This window comes from Alishewanella sp. WH16-1 (genome assembly GCF_001441695.1).
GTDB classification, from domain to species: domain Bacteria; phylum Pseudomonadota; class Gammaproteobacteria; order Enterobacterales; family Alteromonadaceae; genus Alishewanella; species Alishewanella agri.
In genome coordinates this window covers 48,152-64,433 of record NZ_LCWL01000122.1, presented here as the reverse complement: position 1 = coordinate 64,433, position 16,282 = coordinate 48,152, and the positions used below count along the sequence as shown (strand labels likewise).

Sequence of the window (16,282 nt, the reverse complement as noted above, 5' to 3'; positions counted from 1 at the left end):
ATCACGCACTGGTAACGGTTTGGATCCGTTGCAACATCAGATTTAAACCATTACCGCGTGATTGGCTGAGATAGGGCCGCAGATTCAGCGCATCAAAATGCCGGCTCAGCTCGACATCGGTTAGTTCAGCGCTGGTTTTACCATTAACAAAGCAGAGCATAATTGCGAGTAAGCCTTTAACAATACGGGCTTCACTGTCCAGCACAAAGAAATGTTTACCGCTTACCGGGTCCTGATAATGCAACAACCAGGCACGGCTTTCACAGCCGCGTACTAGGTATTCGGGTTGACGCATTTTTTCTGGCAGGGCGGGTAATTTTTTACCTAACTGCATCAACAAACGATACTTAGTTTGCCAATCCGCGGGTTGTTGCAGTAACGGCAACTCATGCTGACAGATCTGCTGTAAGCCATTGGCGGTATCGGCAATAAGTTGTTGTAACATCCTTACCTCAGAATATCAGTAGCTGCCTGTAAAGCCTCTAGGGTTTTCTCAACCTCAGTCGGCAGATTATAAGGCGCAAAAGCAAAACGTACGGCGCCGGGTAACTGCAAACTGGCAAATAATGGCATAGCGCAATGGCTACCCGCCCGTACAGCGATTTTTTGCTCGTTTAACAACACCGCCAAATCATTCGGGTGTTCGTTAAGCAGTTGCAAGCTCAAAATACCCGCACTCTGCGTCACCTGAGTCAGTGATCGTAAACCAGGGATCGCAGCAAGCCCATCGGCAAATTGTTGTAATAGCTTGCCTTTATACTGATTTATTAGCTTAGCGTCAAACTGACGCAAAAAGCGAATGGCGGTAGCCAGCCCGATCGCACCGGCAATATTAGGTGTACCAGCCTCTAAACGGGCGGGCAGGGCAGCAAAACTACTTTGTTGAAAACTGACTTCACTGATCATTTCGCCACCACCTAATAATGGCTTAAGTTGTTCCAGCAACGCTGTTTTACCGTAGAGCACGCCGATACCGGTAGGACCATAGAGTTTGTGGCCGGAAAAACAATAAAAATCTGCCGGATACTGCTGTAGATCAGGTACTTGCCAGGCTATGCCCTGAGCACCATCGACGATTGTAATGGCGCCGGCAGCCTTGGCAGCACTGAGCATTTGCTGAAGCGGCAGAACATGCCCCAGCGCATTGGAAACCTGTGTCAGGCTGACGACCTTGGGTTTGAGAGTCAGTAAGGCCTGATAAGCCTCAAGATCTGGCATTAGCTGTGAGTCTAAAGGCACTACATCCAGAATGACACCCTGTGTTAGACAGTGTAATTGCCAGGGTACGATATTAGCGTGATGCTCAAGGGTACTGATCAAAATGCGATCGCCAGGTTTTAACAGGCTGTGCATCAAACCAAAGGCCAGCTGGTTAAACGCAGCTGTGGTACCACTGGTAAAAATAATCTCTTCCCGGTAGCGGGCATTCAGAAAAGACTTAACAGTCTCTCTGGCATCTTCATACAGGGCGGTGGCTTGTTGACTGAGCTGATGCGCACCCCGATGCACATTACTGTTGGCTTGCTGATAGAACGCCAACTCGGCGGCGATAACCTGTTGCGGCTTATGGGTGGTTGCCGCATTATCGAGATAGATCCAGTCTGGCTGGCTTTGAAAGAACGGAAAATGCTGACGAAACTCCAGCGGGTTAAAAGCAGCCATGTTCAAGGGCGTCCGACAGTTTAAAAGGGCATTATTATGCCGTTTTTTTGCAATTTCAGCAGCCTTGGCGTTGCATAAAAATGCAAAAACGAAAAAGCGGCCTTAACAGCCGCTTTTAACAGGAGGGGACAACCGCACTAACTTAACGCTTGCTAACGTAATCGCGGGCGTTATAACCGGTGTAGAGCTGACGTGGCCGGCCAATCTTGTGGCCTTTATCAGACAGCATTTCGTCCCAATGTGAAATCCAGCCGACAGTACGTGACATGGCGAAAATTACCGTGAACATGCTGGTTGGAATACCGATAGCTTTCAGGATAATACCGGAGTAGAAATCGACGTTTGGATACAGTTTCTTCTCGATGAAGTACGGATCAGACAGGGCAATACGCTCCAGCTCCATTGCGACGTCAAGCAATGGGTCTTTAATGTTTAGTTCTTTCAGCACTTCATGACAGGTTTCACGCATCACCTTGGCACGTGGGTCAAAGTTTTTGTAGACGCGATGACCAAAGCCCATCAGGCGGAAAGAGTCATTCTTATCTTTGGCACGGGCGACGAACTCTGGGATCCGCTCAACTGAACCGATTTGCTGCAACATCTTCAGGCAGGCCTCGTTAGCGCCACCGTGCGCCGGGCCCCACAGTGAGGCGATACCGGCAGCGATACAAGCATAAGGGTTAGCACCTGATGAGCCGGCTAAACGTACAGTAGAGGTTGACGCGTTTTGCTCGTGGTCAGCATGCAACATAAAGATGCGGTCCATGGCCTTGGCCAGTACCGGGCTGACTTTGTACTCTTCGGCTGGCACTGAAAACATCATATGCAGGAAGTTTTCTGAGTAGCTCAGATCGTTACGTGGATAAACGAATGGTTGCCCCACAGTGTACTTGTACGCCATCGCCGCGATGGTCGGTAGCTTGGCAATTAAACGATGCGCACTGCGTTTGCGCTGCATCGGATCATTGATGTCTAAGTCCGAGTGGTAGAAAGATGACATTGCGCCTACCACACCACACAGCATCGCCATTGGGTGCGCATCAACACGGAAACCCTGAAAGAAAGCGGCGATTTTCTCATGCACCATAGTATGACGGGTGATGGTGTGCGTAAAATCTTCGTACTGCGCTTTATTTGGCAGTTCACCTTCTAACAACAGGTAGCAGGTTTCCAAATAGTTTGATTTATCAGCCAGTTGCTCAATCGGATAACCACGGTGTAGCAGTACGCCGTTGTCGCCGTCGATGTAAGTAATCTTCGATTCACAGGAGCCGGTAGCCATAAAGCCCGGGTCGAAAGTGAAGTAGCCCTGTGCCCCGAGAGTACGTACGTCGATTACGTCAGTGCCAGCCGTACCAGAATAGATGGGGAGCTCGAAGGTCTTACCATCAATCTGCACGATGGCCTTTTTATCTGCCATTGGATTTCTCCTATTGTTGTAGTATCGGATATTAGGGTTTGGGCTATTCTACTCGCAAACCACACCTGAAAGTCAATTCTAAAGACTAATCGTTGAATAAGTATTCGACTCTAGTCGTATTGCCCGCAGTGACGATTTATGTAAATTTCCACCTGCGGAATTTTCCGTGTAAAACCAAACAAAAATTGTAATAGCGGTTCATGAAATATATACTATTGGCGGCGTAAAAGCAGTTCACCTGACACCAGCTTTTTTGCTGAACCAGCTTCGGGCATAAAGAGTATATTGGCGTTGGGATGTCACTGGTTTTACAGCGACAATAATGACAACTACGCTCTACACGGGCATCGATGGGCAAGTAACTGTGAAAAAGCAAAGACCAATAAATCTCGATTTATCGACTATCTCTCTACCTGCGACTGCCAAAGCCTCCATCCTGCACCGGGTTACCGGTGTTGCAATGTTTTTCGCGCTGCTGTTTGTGATTTGGGCGTGGGCGATTTCATTGCAAAGTGCTGAGGGTTTTGACTACGTTAAGTCCTTGCTAAATTCACATTTAGCGAAATTTATCGCCTGGGGTACGATTACTGTACTGACCTACCACCTGCTGGGTGGCGTTCGCCATCTGATTATGGATATGGGCCATTGGGAGGAATTAGATTCCGGTAACCTGAGCGCCAAAATCACAATCGGCTTGTGGATTGTATTAGCAGTATTAGCAGGAGTATGGGTATGGTTCTGAATCAGGCTAGCCTGAAACGCGACGGCGTTCAGGATTACGTTTCGCTGCGTGCCACCGCTATTGTACTGGCACTGTACAGCTTATTTATCTTAGGTTTCTTCCTCTTTACCCCAGAGGTTACTTTCGAAGTATGGCAGGGGTTATTTGCCAATACACTGATGAAAGTCTTCACTTTACTCGCCCTGATCTCAATTGCCATCCACACCCGTATTGGTTTGTGGCAGGTACTGACTGACTACGTGAAATGCGCCAGACTGCGCGCCGTATTGCAGTTTGTCCTTTATGTGATTGCCTTCGGTTATGTGGCAGTGGGTTTATTTGTGTTGTGGGGTGCTTAAGTGACTATTCCAGTAAGAGAATTTGATGCCATCGTCATTGGTGCCGGTGGTGCAGGTATGCGTGCGGCGCTGCAGATTACCCAGTCTGGTTTAACGTGCGCCTTATTGTCTAAAGTGTTTCCAACCCGTTCGCACACCGTGTCTGCCCAAGGCGGTATCACGGTAGCACTGGGTAACTCCCATGAAGATAACTGGGAATGGCACATGTTCGATACCGTTAAGGGTTCGGATTATATCGGTGACCAGGACGCCATTGAATACATGTGTAAAACCGGCCCGGAAGCCATTACCGAGCTGGAAAACATGGGCTTACCGTTCTCACGTTTTGAAAACGGCCGCGTTTATCAGCGTCCTTTCGGTGGTCAGTCAAAGAATTTCGGTGGTGAGCAAGCTGCCCGTACTGCCGCTGCTGCTGACCGTACCGGTCATGCTTTGTTGCACCTTTTATATCAGCAAAACGTTAAGAACCGCACTCAGGTGTTCTCCGAGTGGTATGCCTTAGATCTGGTGAAAAACCAGGATGGCGCTATCGTTGGTTGTACGGCGATTGATATTGAGACCGGCGAAATTGTCTATTTCAAAGCCAAAGCGACCGTGTTAGCGACCGGCGGTGCCGGCCGGATTTATGCTTCGACCACTAACGCCCACATTAATACCGGTGACGGTGTTGGTATGGCGCTTCGTGCTGGCGTGCCGCTGCAGGATATGGAAATGTGGCAATTCCACCCAACCGGTATTGCCGGTGCCGGTACCTTGGTAACCGAAGGTTGCCGTGGTGAAGGTGGTTATCTGCTGAATAAAGATGGCGAGCGCTTTATGGAGCGCTATGCACCAAACGCCAAAGATTTAGCCGGCCGTGACGTGGTAGCCCGCGCCATGATGACCGAAATCCGTGAAGGTCGCGGTTGTGATGGCCCTTGGGGCGTACACATCAAGCTGAAACTGGATCACTTAGGTGAAGAAGTGCTGGAAAGCCGTCTGCCAGGTATTTGTGAATTGTCACGTACTTTTGCGCACGTTGATCCGGTAAAAGAGCCAATTCCGGTTATTCCAACCTGTCACTATATGATGGGTGGTATCCCAACTAACGTCCACGGTCAGGTTGTGTCACCAAAAGCTGACGGTTCAGAAGCTATAGTTCCGGGTTTATTCGCCTGTGGTGAGATCGCTTGTGTGTCGGTACATGGTGCTAACCGCTTAGGTGGCAACTCGCTGTTAGACTTAGTGGTATTTGGTCGTGCTACTGGTTTACACCTGGGCGAAGCGCTGGCCGCAACTGCTGAAGCCCGCGCCGCCTCCAAAGACGACATTGATGCCGCCTTAGCCCGCACCCGTCGTTGGGAAGACAGCAAACCAGGTCAGGGTGAAGATCCGGTACAAATTAAGAAAGACCTGCAAAACTGCATGCAGCTGAACTTCTCGGTATTCCGTGAAGGTGAAGCCATGGCTGAAGGTCTGCAACAGTTAAAAGAAATCCGTGAGCGGCTGAAGTTTGCCCGTCTGGATGACAAGAGCTCAGACTTCAATACCCAGCGTATCGAATGTTTAGAGCTGGACAACCTGATGGAAACCGCTTATTCGACAGCGGTAGCGGCGAACTTCCGTACCGAAAGCCGCGGTGCCCATGCCCGTTTCGACTTCCCGGATCGTGATGATGAAAACTGGTTATGCCACAGCGTTTACACACCGGATACTGAATCTATGTTTAAGCGTAAAGTAAATCTGGAACCGAAGTTCCGTGAAGCTTTCCCGCCAAAAGCACGTAAGTACTAAGAGGGGCCACAACGATGCAGAAGTTAGTATTTTCCATCTATCGTTATAACCCTGATGTCGACCAAGCGCCGCGCATGCAGGATTACACGCTGGATAACCCGGAAGGCCGGGATATGATGGTGCTGGATGCACTGTTAAAGTTAAAAGAGCAGGACCCCACTTTGTCGTTCCGTCGCAGCTGCCGTGAAGGGGTTTGCGGTTCAGACGGTCTGAACATGAACGGCAAAAACGGTCTGGCCTGTATCACGCCACTGTCTGCTGTTGGTTTAAAAGGTGGTAAGATTGTGCTGCGGCCACTGCCGGGTTTACCGGTAATCCGCGATCTGGTGGTTGATATGAGCCAGTTCTATACCCAGTATGAGAAGGTAAAACCTTACCTGATCAACGACAGCAAGTTACCACCAGCCGGTGAGTTCCTGCAGTCGCCGGAAGAACGTGCTAAACTTGACGGCCTGTACGAATGTATTTTATGTGCCTGTTGTTCAACCTCTTGTCCGTCGTTCTGGTGGAACCCGGATAAGTTTATCGGCCCGGCTGGTTTGCTGCACGCTTACCGCTTCCTGGCTGACAGCCGCGATACTGCAACTGAACAACGCTTAAATGATTTAGATGACGCTTTTAGCGTGTTCCGCTGCCACGGTATTATGAACTGTGTCAACGTATGTCCAAAAGGGCTGAACCCGACCAAAGCTATCGGACAGATCAAATCGATGTTGTTAAACCGGGCGCTGTAATGCGCCCTTTTTTAGTATTTAACTGAAACTGTCCGCGCTGCATGCAGCACGGCAGTTTTTTTGCTACTTTTTCCAGGTGCTCAGAAATAAGGGAAACTAAATGCACGAAGGTGTAATGAAGGCGTGGTTAGAGTCTTCACATCTTGGCGGTGGTAACATGGCCTATGTGGATGAACTCTATGAATCCTACTTAGCAGAGCCCACCAGTGTTGGTGACGAATGGCGCGAATTCTTCGCCAAGTTACCAAAAATCGATGGGGTCGATCTCGAAACCCGGCATAGTGATGTCCGGCAACAGTTCGCTGAACTCGCTAAAAACAAACACCGTGAAGTGGTGGTGGTTAACAGCGGCAGCGGTGCCGACAGTCGTCAGGTTAAAGTGCTGCAATTAATCAACTCCTACCGCTTCCGTGGTCACCAGCATGCCAATCTTGACCCGTTAAACCTGTGGAAACAGCCGCGGGTACGTGATCTGGAGTTGTCATTCCATGACTTGTCTGAAGCTGATTACGATACCGAGTTCCATGTTGGATCATTCGCTGCCGGTCAGGAAACGATGAAATTAGGCGATTTGCATAAAGCCCTGGAGCGCACTTACTGCGGTTCTATTGGTGCTGAGTATATGCATATCGTATCGACTGACGAGAAACGCTGGATCCAGCAACGTCTGGAAAGCATTCAGTCACAACCACGTTTTGATAAAGCCACTAAACTACAGATTTTAAAAGGTCTGGTCGCTGCTGATGGCCTGGAAAAATATTTAGGTTCGAAATTCCCGGGTGCCAAGCGCTTTGGTCTGGAAGGTGGCGATGCCATGATCCCGATGCTCAAAGCGATGATCCACCGTGCCGGTGAGCAGGGTGCACAGGACTCTGTTATTGGTATGGCACACCGTGGCCGCTTAAATACGCTGATTAACGTACTGGGTAAAAACCCGTCGAAACTATTTGACGAGTTCGCCGGTAAATACGAAGTGGTGGGTGCCGGTGACGTGAAATACCATATGGGTTTCTCGTCTGACTTTGAAACCAAAGGCGGTATCGTTCATTTAGCTCTTGCGTTTAACCCGTCGCACCTGGAAATTGTTAACCCGGTCGTGCTGGGTTCAGTGCGTGCCCGCTTAGACCGTCGTGGTTGCACTGATGGCTCCTTGGCTCTGCCAATTACTATTCACGGTGACTCTGCGTTTGCCGGTCAGGGTGTGGTAGCTGAAACCTTTAACCTGTCGCAAACCCGTGCTTTTAAAGTGGGCGGCACCGTCCGCATCGTGATTAACAACCAGGTTGGTTTTACCACCTCGAACCCGGAAGACACACGTTCTACACCGTACTGTACCGATATCGCTAAGATGGTACAGGCACCAATTTTCCACGTTAATGGTGATGATCCGGAAGCCGTGGTACTGGTGGCGCAACTGGCTGTTGATTACCGCAACACCTTTAAGCGTGATGTGGTGATTGATCTGGTGTGTTACCGTCGTAATGGCCACAACGAAGCGGATGAGCCGAACGCGACCCAGCCGCTGATGTATCAGAAGATTAAAAAGCATCCAACGCCACGTGAAATCTATGCTGAGAAACTGCAGTTAGAAGGTGTGGTCACAGCTGAAGAAGTGAAAGCGCTGATCGATGGTTACCGCGATGCATTGGATCAAGGCGATTGCGTGGTTGAAGAATTACGGCCAATGGCACCCACTTCTGTAGATTGGACGCCATACCTGAATAAAGATTGGGATAGTCCTTATGACGCCAGCGTAGCAGTGGATAAACTGGTCGCATTGGGTGAAAAAGCGATTCAGGTGCCGTCAACGCATGCCCTGCAACGGCAGGTCGGTCGCGTCTATGAAGACCGCGCGTTAATGCTGAAAGGTGAGAAGAAAATCGACTGGGGCTTTGCCGAAATTCTGGCCTATGCAGCCACTGTTGCTGAAGGTAGCCGGATCCGGATTGTCGGTCAGGACTCTGGCCGCGGTACTTTCTTCCATCGCCATGCGGTACTGCACAGTCAAACCGATGGCAGCACCTACACACCGCTTGAACATATTGATGAAAAGCAAGGCGTGTTTCAGGTCTTCGACTCAGCACTGTCTGAAGAAGCGGTATTAGCCTTTGAATATGGTTATGCCACGGCAGAACCTCGCGCCATGGTGATCTGGGAAGGTCAGTTTGGTGACTTCGCCAACGGTGCCCAGGTGGTCATTGACCAGTTCTTAAGCTCAGGCGAGCAGAAGTGGGGCCGTCTCTGTGGTTTAACGCTGTTATTACCACACGGTTATGAAGGTCAGGGCCCGGAGCACTCTTCAGCCCGGTTAGAGCGTTTCCTGCAACTGTGTGCCGACCACAATATGCAAGTTTGTGTGCCAACCACACCGGCTCAGGTATTTAATATGCTGCGTCGGCAGATGGTGCGGCCAATGCGCAGGCCACTGATCGTGATGTCGCCAAAATCGTTACTGCGTCACCCACTGGCAACCTCTACGCTGGAAGAGCTGGCGTCAGGCGTCTACCATAACGTGATTGGTGAGATTGATGAGCTGAACCCGGCCGATGTGAAACGCGTGGTGTTCTGTAGCGGTAAGGTGTACTACGAACTGCTGGAAGAGCGGCGTAAGCGCGAGCAGAAAGACGTGGCAATTATCCGGGTTGAGCAACTGTATCCATTCCCGCATCAGGAAATGGCGCAAGCACTGGCAGCCTATCAGCATGTGACTGATTTCGTCTGGTGTCAGGAAGAGCCACAAAACCAGGGCGCCTGGTACTGCAGTCAGCATCACTTCTGGGCCGCTATTCCGCAAGGCGCTAAGCTGACGTATGCCGGTCGTGAAGCCTCGTCTTCACCGGCTGTTGGTTACCTGTCGGTACACAACAAGCAGCAGCAAGCGCTGGTAAATGACGCTCTGACCCTGAAATAAAACGCTTTGCAGCCCGCTGTGGCGGGCTGTTATAACTGATAAGACCAACCGTTAAAGGTGAAAAAGTGGAAATTAAAGTACCCGTATTACCGGAATCTGTTGCAGATGCAACTATCGCCACCTGGCACGTAAAAACCGGTGAAGCCGTAAGCCGTGATCAGGTATTAGTCGATATCGAAACGGACAAAGTTGTGCTGGAAGTCGTCGCTCAGGCCGATGGCGTGATGGGCGAGATCCTGCATGATGTTGGCGCCACTGTAACGGCTGAGCAAGTCATCGGTAAGATGTCTGCCGGTGGTGCGCCAGCTGCGAAAGCAGAAGCACCAAAAGCAGAGGCTGCACCAGCCGCCGCTGCGCCAGCTGCCAGCGATGACAGTGATGATGCGTTAAGCCCGTCAGTGCGTCGTTTAATTGCCGAAAAAGGTCTGGATGCCAGCAAAATCAAAGGCACCGGCAAAAACGGCCGCGTTACCAAAGAAGACGTTGAGAAATTCCTAGCCGCCGCACCTGCTAAAGCCGCCGCGCCTGCCGCTGCTGCACCAGTGGTTGCTGCCGGTGATCGTAGCCAGAAACGCGTACCGATGACCCGTCTGCGCAAGACCATCGCCAATCGCTTACTGGAAGCGAAAAACTCTACCGCCATGTTAACTACCTTCAATGAAGTGAACATGAAGCCGATTATGGATCTGCGTAAGCAGTACCAGGACGTATTTGAAAAGCGTCACGGTATCCGTTTAGGTTTTATGTCGTTCTATGTTAAAGCCGTGACCGAAGCGCTGAAACGCTTCCCGGAAGTGAATGCGGCGATCGATGGTGATGATATTGTTTATCACAACTACTTCGATGTCAGCATCGCGGTATCTACGCCTCGTGGTCTGGTCACGCCAGTACTGCGTGACTGTGACAAGATGAACCTGGCCGAAATCGAAAAAGCCATTAAAGATCTGGCTATCAAAGGCCGTGATGGCAAACTGGCGATGGACGATCTGATGGGTGGTAACTTCACCATTACTAACGGTGGCGTATTCGGCTCTCTGATGTCTACCCCAATTATCAACCCACCACAGTCAGCGATTCTGGGGATGCACAAGATCCAGGACCGCGTGATGGTAGTCGACGGTAAGATGGAAATTCTGCCAATGATGTATCTGGCGCTGTCTTACGACCACCGTATCATCGATGGTAAAGAGTCTGTAGGTTTCCTGGTAACCATTAAAGAGTTACTGGAAGACCCAACCCGTATTCTGCTGGATATCTAAGCGGTAAGAGCGGATAAAATGCTGTGGTGCTAACCACAGCATTTTTAATTAAAGCAGGTTGGCTGTATAATTCGCGCCGACTAACAAGACGGGCTGCAGTTGCTGTAGCTTTCAATCACAAATGAACGGAAAATAGCCATGAATTTGCACGAGTATCAGGGTAAGCAACTGTTTGCCCAATATGGTTTGCCTGTATCTAAAGGCATCGCTGCAGCCACTGTAGAAGAAGCAGTAGCCGCAGCCGATCAGATCGGCGGCGATATGTTTGTTGTTAAGGCTCAGGTTCACGCTGGTGGCCGCGGTAAAGCGGGCGGCGTTAAGCTGGTCAAGAGCAAGGACGAAATTCGCGCCTTCGCAGAAAAATGGCTGGGTAAGAATCTGGTAACTTACCAGACAGACGAAAAAGGTCAGCCGGTTAGCCGTATTCTGGTAGAAACCTGTACTGATATCGCCAAAGAGCTGTATTTAGGTGCGGTAGTGGATCGTTCTTCACGCCGTATCGTGTTTATGGCCTCTACCGAAGGTGGCGTGGAAATTGAAAAAGTTGCCCACGAAACCCCGGAAAAAATCTTAAAAGCCACTGTTGACCCGCTGGTTGGCGCTCAGCCATACCAAGGCCGTGAACTGGCATTCAAACTGGGCCTGGAAGGCAAGCAAGTTAACCAGTTTGTTAAAATCTTCTTAGGTTTAGCTCAGCTGTTCCAGGATAAAGACCTGGCGCTGTTAGAAGTCAACCCTCTGGTTATCACGCCTGCTGGCGATCTGCACTGTTTAGATGCCAAGCTGGTAATCGATGGTAACGCCTTATACCGTCACCCGGATTTAAAAGCGATGCAGGATCCTTCACAGGAAGATCCACGTGAAGCGCATGCTGCTTCATGGGAACTGAACTATGTGGCTTTAGGTGGTGATATCGGTTGTATGGTTAACGGTGCCGGCTTAGCTATGGGTACCATGGACATCGTAAAATTACACGGTGGCCAGCCAGCTAACTTCCTCGACGTTGGCGGCGGTGCGACCAAAGAGCGCGTTGTAGAAGCATTCAAAATTATCCTGTCTGATGCTGCCGTTAAAGCAGTATTTATCAATATCTTCGGTGGTATCGTGCGTTGTGACATGATCGCTGAAGGTGTGATCGGCGCCGTAAAAGAAGTCGGCGTTAAGGTACCAGTAGTTGTGCGGTTACAAGGTAACAACGCTGAACTGGGTGCGAAAGTACTGTCAGAAAGTGGCCTGAACATTATTGCTGATACCGACTTAACTGGCGCTGCCCAGAAAGTGGTTGCAGCTGCGGCCAAGGCATAAGGGGTAAGCAATGAGCGTTTTAATTAACAAAGACACCAAAGTAATTTGTCAGGGTTTCACTGGCGCCCAGGGTACTTTCCACTCTGAGCAAGCTATTGCTTACGGTACTAAGATGGTTGGCGGTGTAACGCCAGGTAAAGGCGGTCAAACGCATTTAGGTCTGCCAGTGTTTAACACGGTAAAAGAAGCGGTTGATGCCACTGGCGCCGAAGCTTCTGTGATCTATGTACCAGCACCATTCTGTAAGGATTCCATCCTGGAAGCAGCTAACGCCGGTATCAAACTGATCGTCTGTATCACTGAAGGTATCCCGACGTTAGATATGCTGGATGCCAAAGTAAAATGTGACGAATTAGGCGTACGCTTAATCGGCCCGAACTGCCCGGGCGTCATCACACCGGGTGAATGTAAGATTGGTATTATGCCAGGCCACATTCACAAGCCAGGTAAAGTCGGTATCGTGTCACGTTCAGGCACCCTGACTTATGAAGCCGTTAAGCAAACCACGGATTACGGTTTTGGTCAGTCTACCTGTGTTGGTATCGGTGGCGACCCAATCCCGGGTTCTAACTTTATCGATATCCTGAAGTTATTCCAGGAAGATCCACAAACTGAAGCCATCGTGATGATCGGTGAAATCGGTGGTTCTGCTGAAGAAGAAGCCGCGGCTTATATCAAAGCCCACGTCACTAAGCCTGTAGTATCTTACATTGCCGGTGTCACTGCACCTGCTGGTAAGCGCATGGGCCACGCTGGCGCCATCATCTCTGGTGGTAAAGGTACTGCCGATGAGAAGTTTGCTGCGTTAGAAGACGCCGGTGTAAAAACCGTGAAGAGCTTAGCCGATATCGGTAAAGCCCTGAAAGAGCTGACTGGCTGGTAATTATTACTGTCCGGTAATGCAAACAAAACCTGCCATTGGCAGGTTTTGTTATTTTAGGCTCTTTTTTTCGCCAATTCCTGATTTTTAGTTGATTTTTGTTCCCAGCGCTTTAACATGAAATCAGGCAATTCAGCGCTGATTCAGTTTCGTGTTGCCATTTAATAATAAATATCAGGGAACTCTCTATGAAAAATCCTTTACCATTATCCAGGAAAAATCCGCTGGCGCTGGCTGTCGGTGTGATTTTGACCGGCTCCATGTTTCAACTGCAAGCGCAAGAACAGAACACTGAGACCGAGCAAGCAGAAGAGAAAGCCGAGCGTATTCAGGTTATCGGCAGTCGGATCCGTACCGACGGCTTAGATCAGGCAACACCCATCGAAATTATTAATGCCAGTGTCGCTGCCAGTCAGGGTATTAATAATTTAGGCGAGTTGCTGCGTAATTCTACTGTCGCTGCGGGCTCGAACCAGATCACTGCCGCTGCCTCGACTGCTTTTGTAACAGAAGGTGGTGTTGGCTCTGAAAGTATCTCATTACGGGGTTTAGGTGCTAACCGTACTTTAGTGCTGTTAAACGGTCGTCGTGCTGGCCCTGCTGGTACCCGTGGTCAGGTAGCGTCTTTTGATCCTAACGTATTACCGTTGTCTGCTATTGACCGGGTTGAAATTCTGAAAGATGGCGCCTCATCTCTATATGGTTCTGATGCAGTAGCGGGTGTTATCAACATCATCACCAAAAAGGTGACGAGAGTACGCTGAACTTTAACACCTCGCAACCGATGGATAGTGGCGGTGAGAACTTTCAGTTAAACGGTACCTATGGTAAGACCTTCGGCCGCGGTTCATTCCGGGTTGTTGGTGACTATAAGATGCAGAAAGAACTGGCCCAGGGCCAGCGCAGCTTCTTTAATTGTGCTGAGCGCTATATCTTTGATGCTAACACAGGTGAGCGCGCAGATCCGATCGATCCAAGAACCGGCAATTACCACTGTAACGATTTATTGTGGGGTCATATCTGGATTTACGATTATCAGGGCGATGGGGGTAACGTACCTGGTGGTGCTAAGGCGCAGTTTGATTATGATGGTAACCTGGGGCAGTTTATTCCGGGTTTTGCTTCTGATCCAAATAATCCAGACTTTATGGTTACTCCACCGGGCTGGTTCCCGGTCGCCTATGACCGTTTATCAGATTCGGTAACCAATGCGGATCATCCGTTCCAGGACTTAGAAACCCTGATTCCAAAAAATGAACTGATGACCCTCTACGCGCAAGGCGACTATGAGCTGACCGATAATACCAGCCTGTATGGTGAAGTGTTATTAAACCGTCGTACTACAACCACTAATGGTTATCGCCAGTTCTGGAGTTATAAGTACAACGAAGACTTCTTTGCGGGTGATCCATTAAGTGCAGGCTGGACTGGCGCACAGTGGCTGAGCCCAACACCGATCACTGATCACTCCGGTGAAAAGATTACCGTTGATTATCGTCGCTTTGTCGTTGGTCTGAACGGGGACTTTGGTAACTGGTACTGGGATTTAGCCTACCAGAATAGCTATAGCAGTGGTGATTACAAGTCAAAGTTAATTTACGATGATGCTATTACACCGTACAACTTTAGCTCAGGTTCTTGTGCCGGTGAAGTGACGCCGGTGCGTGGTGTGCCTTGTATCGATGTGCCCTGGTTAGATCCACAGTTCCTGGCCGGTAATATCTCGCCAGAAGTACGGGCTTTCCTGTTCGGTGAACAGACCGGTAATACCGTCTATAAACAGCAATCTGTAGAAGGCTTTATTTCTGGTGATTTAATGGAATTACCGGCTGGCCAACTGGGTTCTGCTTTCGGTTTCCAATATCAGAAAGATTCTATTAATGACGTTCCTGGCCCTGAAACCTTGCGTGGCAACGCCTGGGGTCAGACTTCAGCGGGTATTACCACGGGTGAACATAACAGCCGTGCTGTATTTGCTGAATTGCAGGTGCCGCTGGTTAAGAGCCTGCCATTAATGGAGTCGCTGGATCTGACACTATCAGGTCGCTGGACCGACGTATCTTCTTACGGTAGTGACAGTACCTATAAAGCGGGTCTAAATTGGAATATCGCGAATGGTTTCCGGATGCGGGCCTCTCGTGGTACCTCATTCCGTTCACCGGCACTGTTCGAATTATATCTTAACAACCAAACCAGCTTTGTTGCGCAGCGGTCAATTGACCCTTGTATTAACTGGGGCGATGGTTTAGCTGCAGGCACAACACGCGAAATCGTTGCCAACAACTGTGCTGCAGATGGTATTCCGGCAGACTTTGCCGGCGGCGCTATTACTGCGACGGTCACCACTGGCGGTGGTGCTGGTCAGTTAGGAGCTGAAACCTCAGTATCTGAAACTATCGGTTTAGTTTGGTTACCTGAGTTTGATACTCATCGTTTTAGTGCATCAGTCGACTATTTTGATATTACTATCACTGGTGAAGTAACAAACCTGTCTGCAGGTCAGATTGTTGGTAACTGTTACAGTTCAGAAACTTTCAGTACGGAGCCGCTGTGTACACAGTTTGACCGGGATCCAACCGATCTGCGGATTACCGATGTAAGGGGTGGTTATTTAAATATCGCGACTCAGGTTAACCGGGGTTTAGATTTTACCGTTAACTACGGTACTGATACGCCTATTGGCCGCTTCTCTGCCACTTACCAACATACCCGTCAATTGGAAGCATCACGTCAACTGTTCGCAAACAGTGATCCAATTGACCGTACTGGTGAGTTCGGTAGTCCAAAAGACGTGGGTAACCTGATGGTAGGTTTAACCTATGAAGACTGGACCTTTAATTGGAATGCGCGTTATGTTGGCGAGGTATCAAACTATGAGCGCTATGGTGTGGGTACCTATCGTGATACCGGTAGTTACCGCGGCCAGACGGTGAAACTGGTACTTCACTCAGATGCCGTGATTTATCATGCCTTCTCAGTGACCAAAGAGTTTACTACCACTGGCCTGGATCTGACCTTTGGTGTGGCGAATGCGTTTGATAAAGAGCCGCCAAAAGTCAGTGCTATCGGTGGTGTAACCCGGCTAGGTACTTCAGCATTCTATAGTCAGTACGACTGGTTAGGTCGTCGTCTGTTTATGAATGTGTCTTACAATTTCTGATTGTAAGTTAAGTTAAAAAATGCCGACTTCGGTCGGCATTTTTGTTGCTAACCCCAAGGCAGTTACTGCTTAAAATAAGTCTTTCGTGTATGGGATCT

At 49.6% G+C, this 16,282-nt stretch carries 12 protein-coding genes and 1 pseudogene; 10 read left to right on the top strand and 3 right to left on the bottom strand.

The features are described 5' to 3' along the window. Position 1 precedes the first annotated feature (1 nt). From AAY72_RS12780 to gltA, 3 genes are all read right to left on the bottom strand, one after another. Entirely contained in the window at positions 2-445 is a 444-nt protein-coding gene (locus AAY72_RS12780; RefSeq protein WP_008983718.1) for a SufE family protein, read from the bottom strand. Positions 446-447: 2 nt separating this feature from the next. Continuing rightward, positions 448-1,662 carry an aminotransferase class V-fold PLP-dependent enzyme gene (locus AAY72_RS12775; RefSeq protein ID WP_057787961.1) on the bottom strand — a complete coding sequence of 405 codons (1,215 nt, stop codon included), beginning with the start codon at positions 1,660-1,662 and terminating at the stop codon, positions 448-450. Positions 1,663-1,804: 142 nt separating this feature from the next. Next, the gene (gltA, locus tag AAY72_RS12770) at positions 1,805-3,082 is read right to left on the bottom strand and encodes a citrate synthase (protein ID WP_057787959.1); all 1,278 of its coding nucleotides are present in this window, start codon (positions 3,080-3,082) and stop codon (positions 1,805-1,807) included. A gap of 364 nt (positions 3,083-3,446) precedes the next feature. Between gltA and sdhC the strand changes: the two genes are divergently transcribed. The 10 genes and pseudogenes from sdhC to AAY72_RS12725 all read left to right on the top strand — a co-directional run bounded on the left by sdhC (position 3,447) and on the right by AAY72_RS12725 (position 16,184). Then, complete coding sequence (gene sdhC / locus AAY72_RS12765; protein WP_156411334.1) at positions 3,447-3,824, top strand: succinate dehydrogenase, cytochrome b556 subunit; 378 nt, start codon at positions 3,447-3,449, stop codon at positions 3,822-3,824. Next, positions 3,815-4,162 carry a succinate dehydrogenase, hydrophobic membrane anchor protein gene (sdhD, locus tag AAY72_RS12760; RefSeq protein WP_008983714.1) on the top strand — a complete coding sequence of 116 codons (348 nt, stop codon included), beginning with the start codon at positions 3,815-3,817 and terminating at the stop codon, positions 4,160-4,162. Before sdhC ends, sdhD begins: the two co-directional genes overlap by 10 nt. After that, positions 4,163-5,935 carry a succinate dehydrogenase flavoprotein subunit gene (gene sdhA, locus AAY72_RS12755; protein ID WP_008983713.1) on the top strand — a complete coding sequence of 591 codons (1,773 nt, stop codon included), beginning with the start codon at positions 4,163-4,165 and terminating at the stop codon, positions 5,933-5,935. A 14-nt stretch (positions 5,936-5,949) separates the two neighbouring features. Beyond that, on the top strand, positions 5,950-6,669 hold the full coding sequence (locus tag AAY72_RS12750) for a succinate dehydrogenase iron-sulfur subunit (protein WP_008608256.1): 720 nt from the start codon (positions 5,950-5,952) through the stop codon (positions 6,667-6,669). A 100-nt stretch (positions 6,670-6,769) separates the two neighbouring features. Then, positions 6,770-9,580, top strand: a complete 2,811-nt coding sequence (locus AAY72_RS12745; protein WP_057787957.1) for a 2-oxoglutarate dehydrogenase E1 component — start codon at positions 6,770-6,772, stop codon at positions 9,578-9,580. Positions 9,581-9,642: 62 nt separating this feature from the next. Then, positions 9,643-10,839 (top strand): annotated as a pseudogene (odhB, locus tag AAY72_RS12740) (2-oxoglutarate dehydrogenase complex dihydrolipoyllysine-residue succinyltransferase); the annotation flags it as partial. A 138-nt stretch (positions 10,840-10,977) separates the two neighbouring features. Beyond that, the gene (gene sucC / locus AAY72_RS12735; RefSeq protein WP_008983710.1) at positions 10,978-12,144 is read left to right on the top strand and encodes an ADP-forming succinate--CoA ligase subunit beta; all 1,167 of its coding nucleotides are present in this window, start codon (positions 10,978-10,980) and stop codon (positions 12,142-12,144) included. Between the two features lie 10 nt (positions 12,145-12,154). After that, positions 12,155-13,027 (top strand): succinate--CoA ligase subunit alpha, encoded by an 873-nt coding sequence (gene sucD / locus AAY72_RS12730; RefSeq protein ID WP_008951868.1) that lies wholly within the window; start codon positions 12,155-12,157, stop codon positions 13,025-13,027. A 185-nt stretch (positions 13,028-13,212) separates the two neighbouring features. Beyond that, the gene (locus AAY72_RS16860; protein ID WP_197408416.1) at positions 13,213-13,788 is read left to right on the top strand and encodes a TonB-dependent siderophore receptor; all 576 of its coding nucleotides are present in this window, start codon (positions 13,213-13,215) and stop codon (positions 13,786-13,788) included. 20 nt (positions 13,789-13,808) lie between these two features. Next, entirely contained in the window at positions 13,809-16,184 is a 2,376-nt protein-coding gene (locus tag AAY72_RS12725) for a TonB-dependent receptor domain-containing protein (protein WP_197408415.1), read from the top strand. The last annotated feature ends 98 nt before the right edge of the window (positions 16,185-16,282 follow it).

Excerpts from the sequence above, each read along its gene's own strand:
- gltA (WP_057787959.1), bottom strand. The coding sequence starts at position 3,082 with ATGGCAGATAAAAAGGCCATCGTGCAGATTGATGGTAAGACCTTCGAG.
- AAY72_RS12745 (WP_057787957.1), top strand. The coding sequence starts at position 6,770 with ATGCACGAAGGTGTAATGAAGGCGTGGTTAGAGTCTTCACATCTTGGC.
- AAY72_RS12780 (WP_008983718.1), bottom strand. The coding sequence starts at position 445 with ATGTTACAACAACTTATTGCCGATACCGCCAATGGCTTACAGCAGATC.
- AAY72_RS12750 (WP_008608256.1), top strand. The coding sequence starts at position 5,950 with ATGCAGAAGTTAGTATTTTCCATCTATCGTTATAACCCTGATGTCGAC.
- AAY72_RS12725 (WP_197408415.1), top strand. The coding sequence starts at position 13,809 with ATGGATAGTGGCGGTGAGAACTTTCAGTTAAACGGTACCTATGGTAAG.
- AAY72_RS16860 (WP_197408416.1), top strand. The coding sequence starts at position 13,213 with ATGAAAAATCCTTTACCATTATCCAGGAAAAATCCGCTGGCGCTGGCT.
- sucD (WP_008951868.1), top strand. The coding sequence starts at position 12,155 with ATGAGCGTTTTAATTAACAAAGACACCAAAGTAATTTGTCAGGGTTTC.
- sdhD (WP_008983714.1), top strand. The coding sequence starts at position 3,815 with ATGGTTCTGAATCAGGCTAGCCTGAAACGCGACGGCGTTCAGGATTAC.
- AAY72_RS12775 (WP_057787961.1), bottom strand. The coding sequence starts at position 1,662 with ATGGCTGCTTTTAACCCGCTGGAGTTTCGTCAGCATTTTCCGTTCTTT.
- sucC (WP_008983710.1), top strand. The coding sequence starts at position 10,978 with ATGAATTTGCACGAGTATCAGGGTAAGCAACTGTTTGCCCAATATGGT.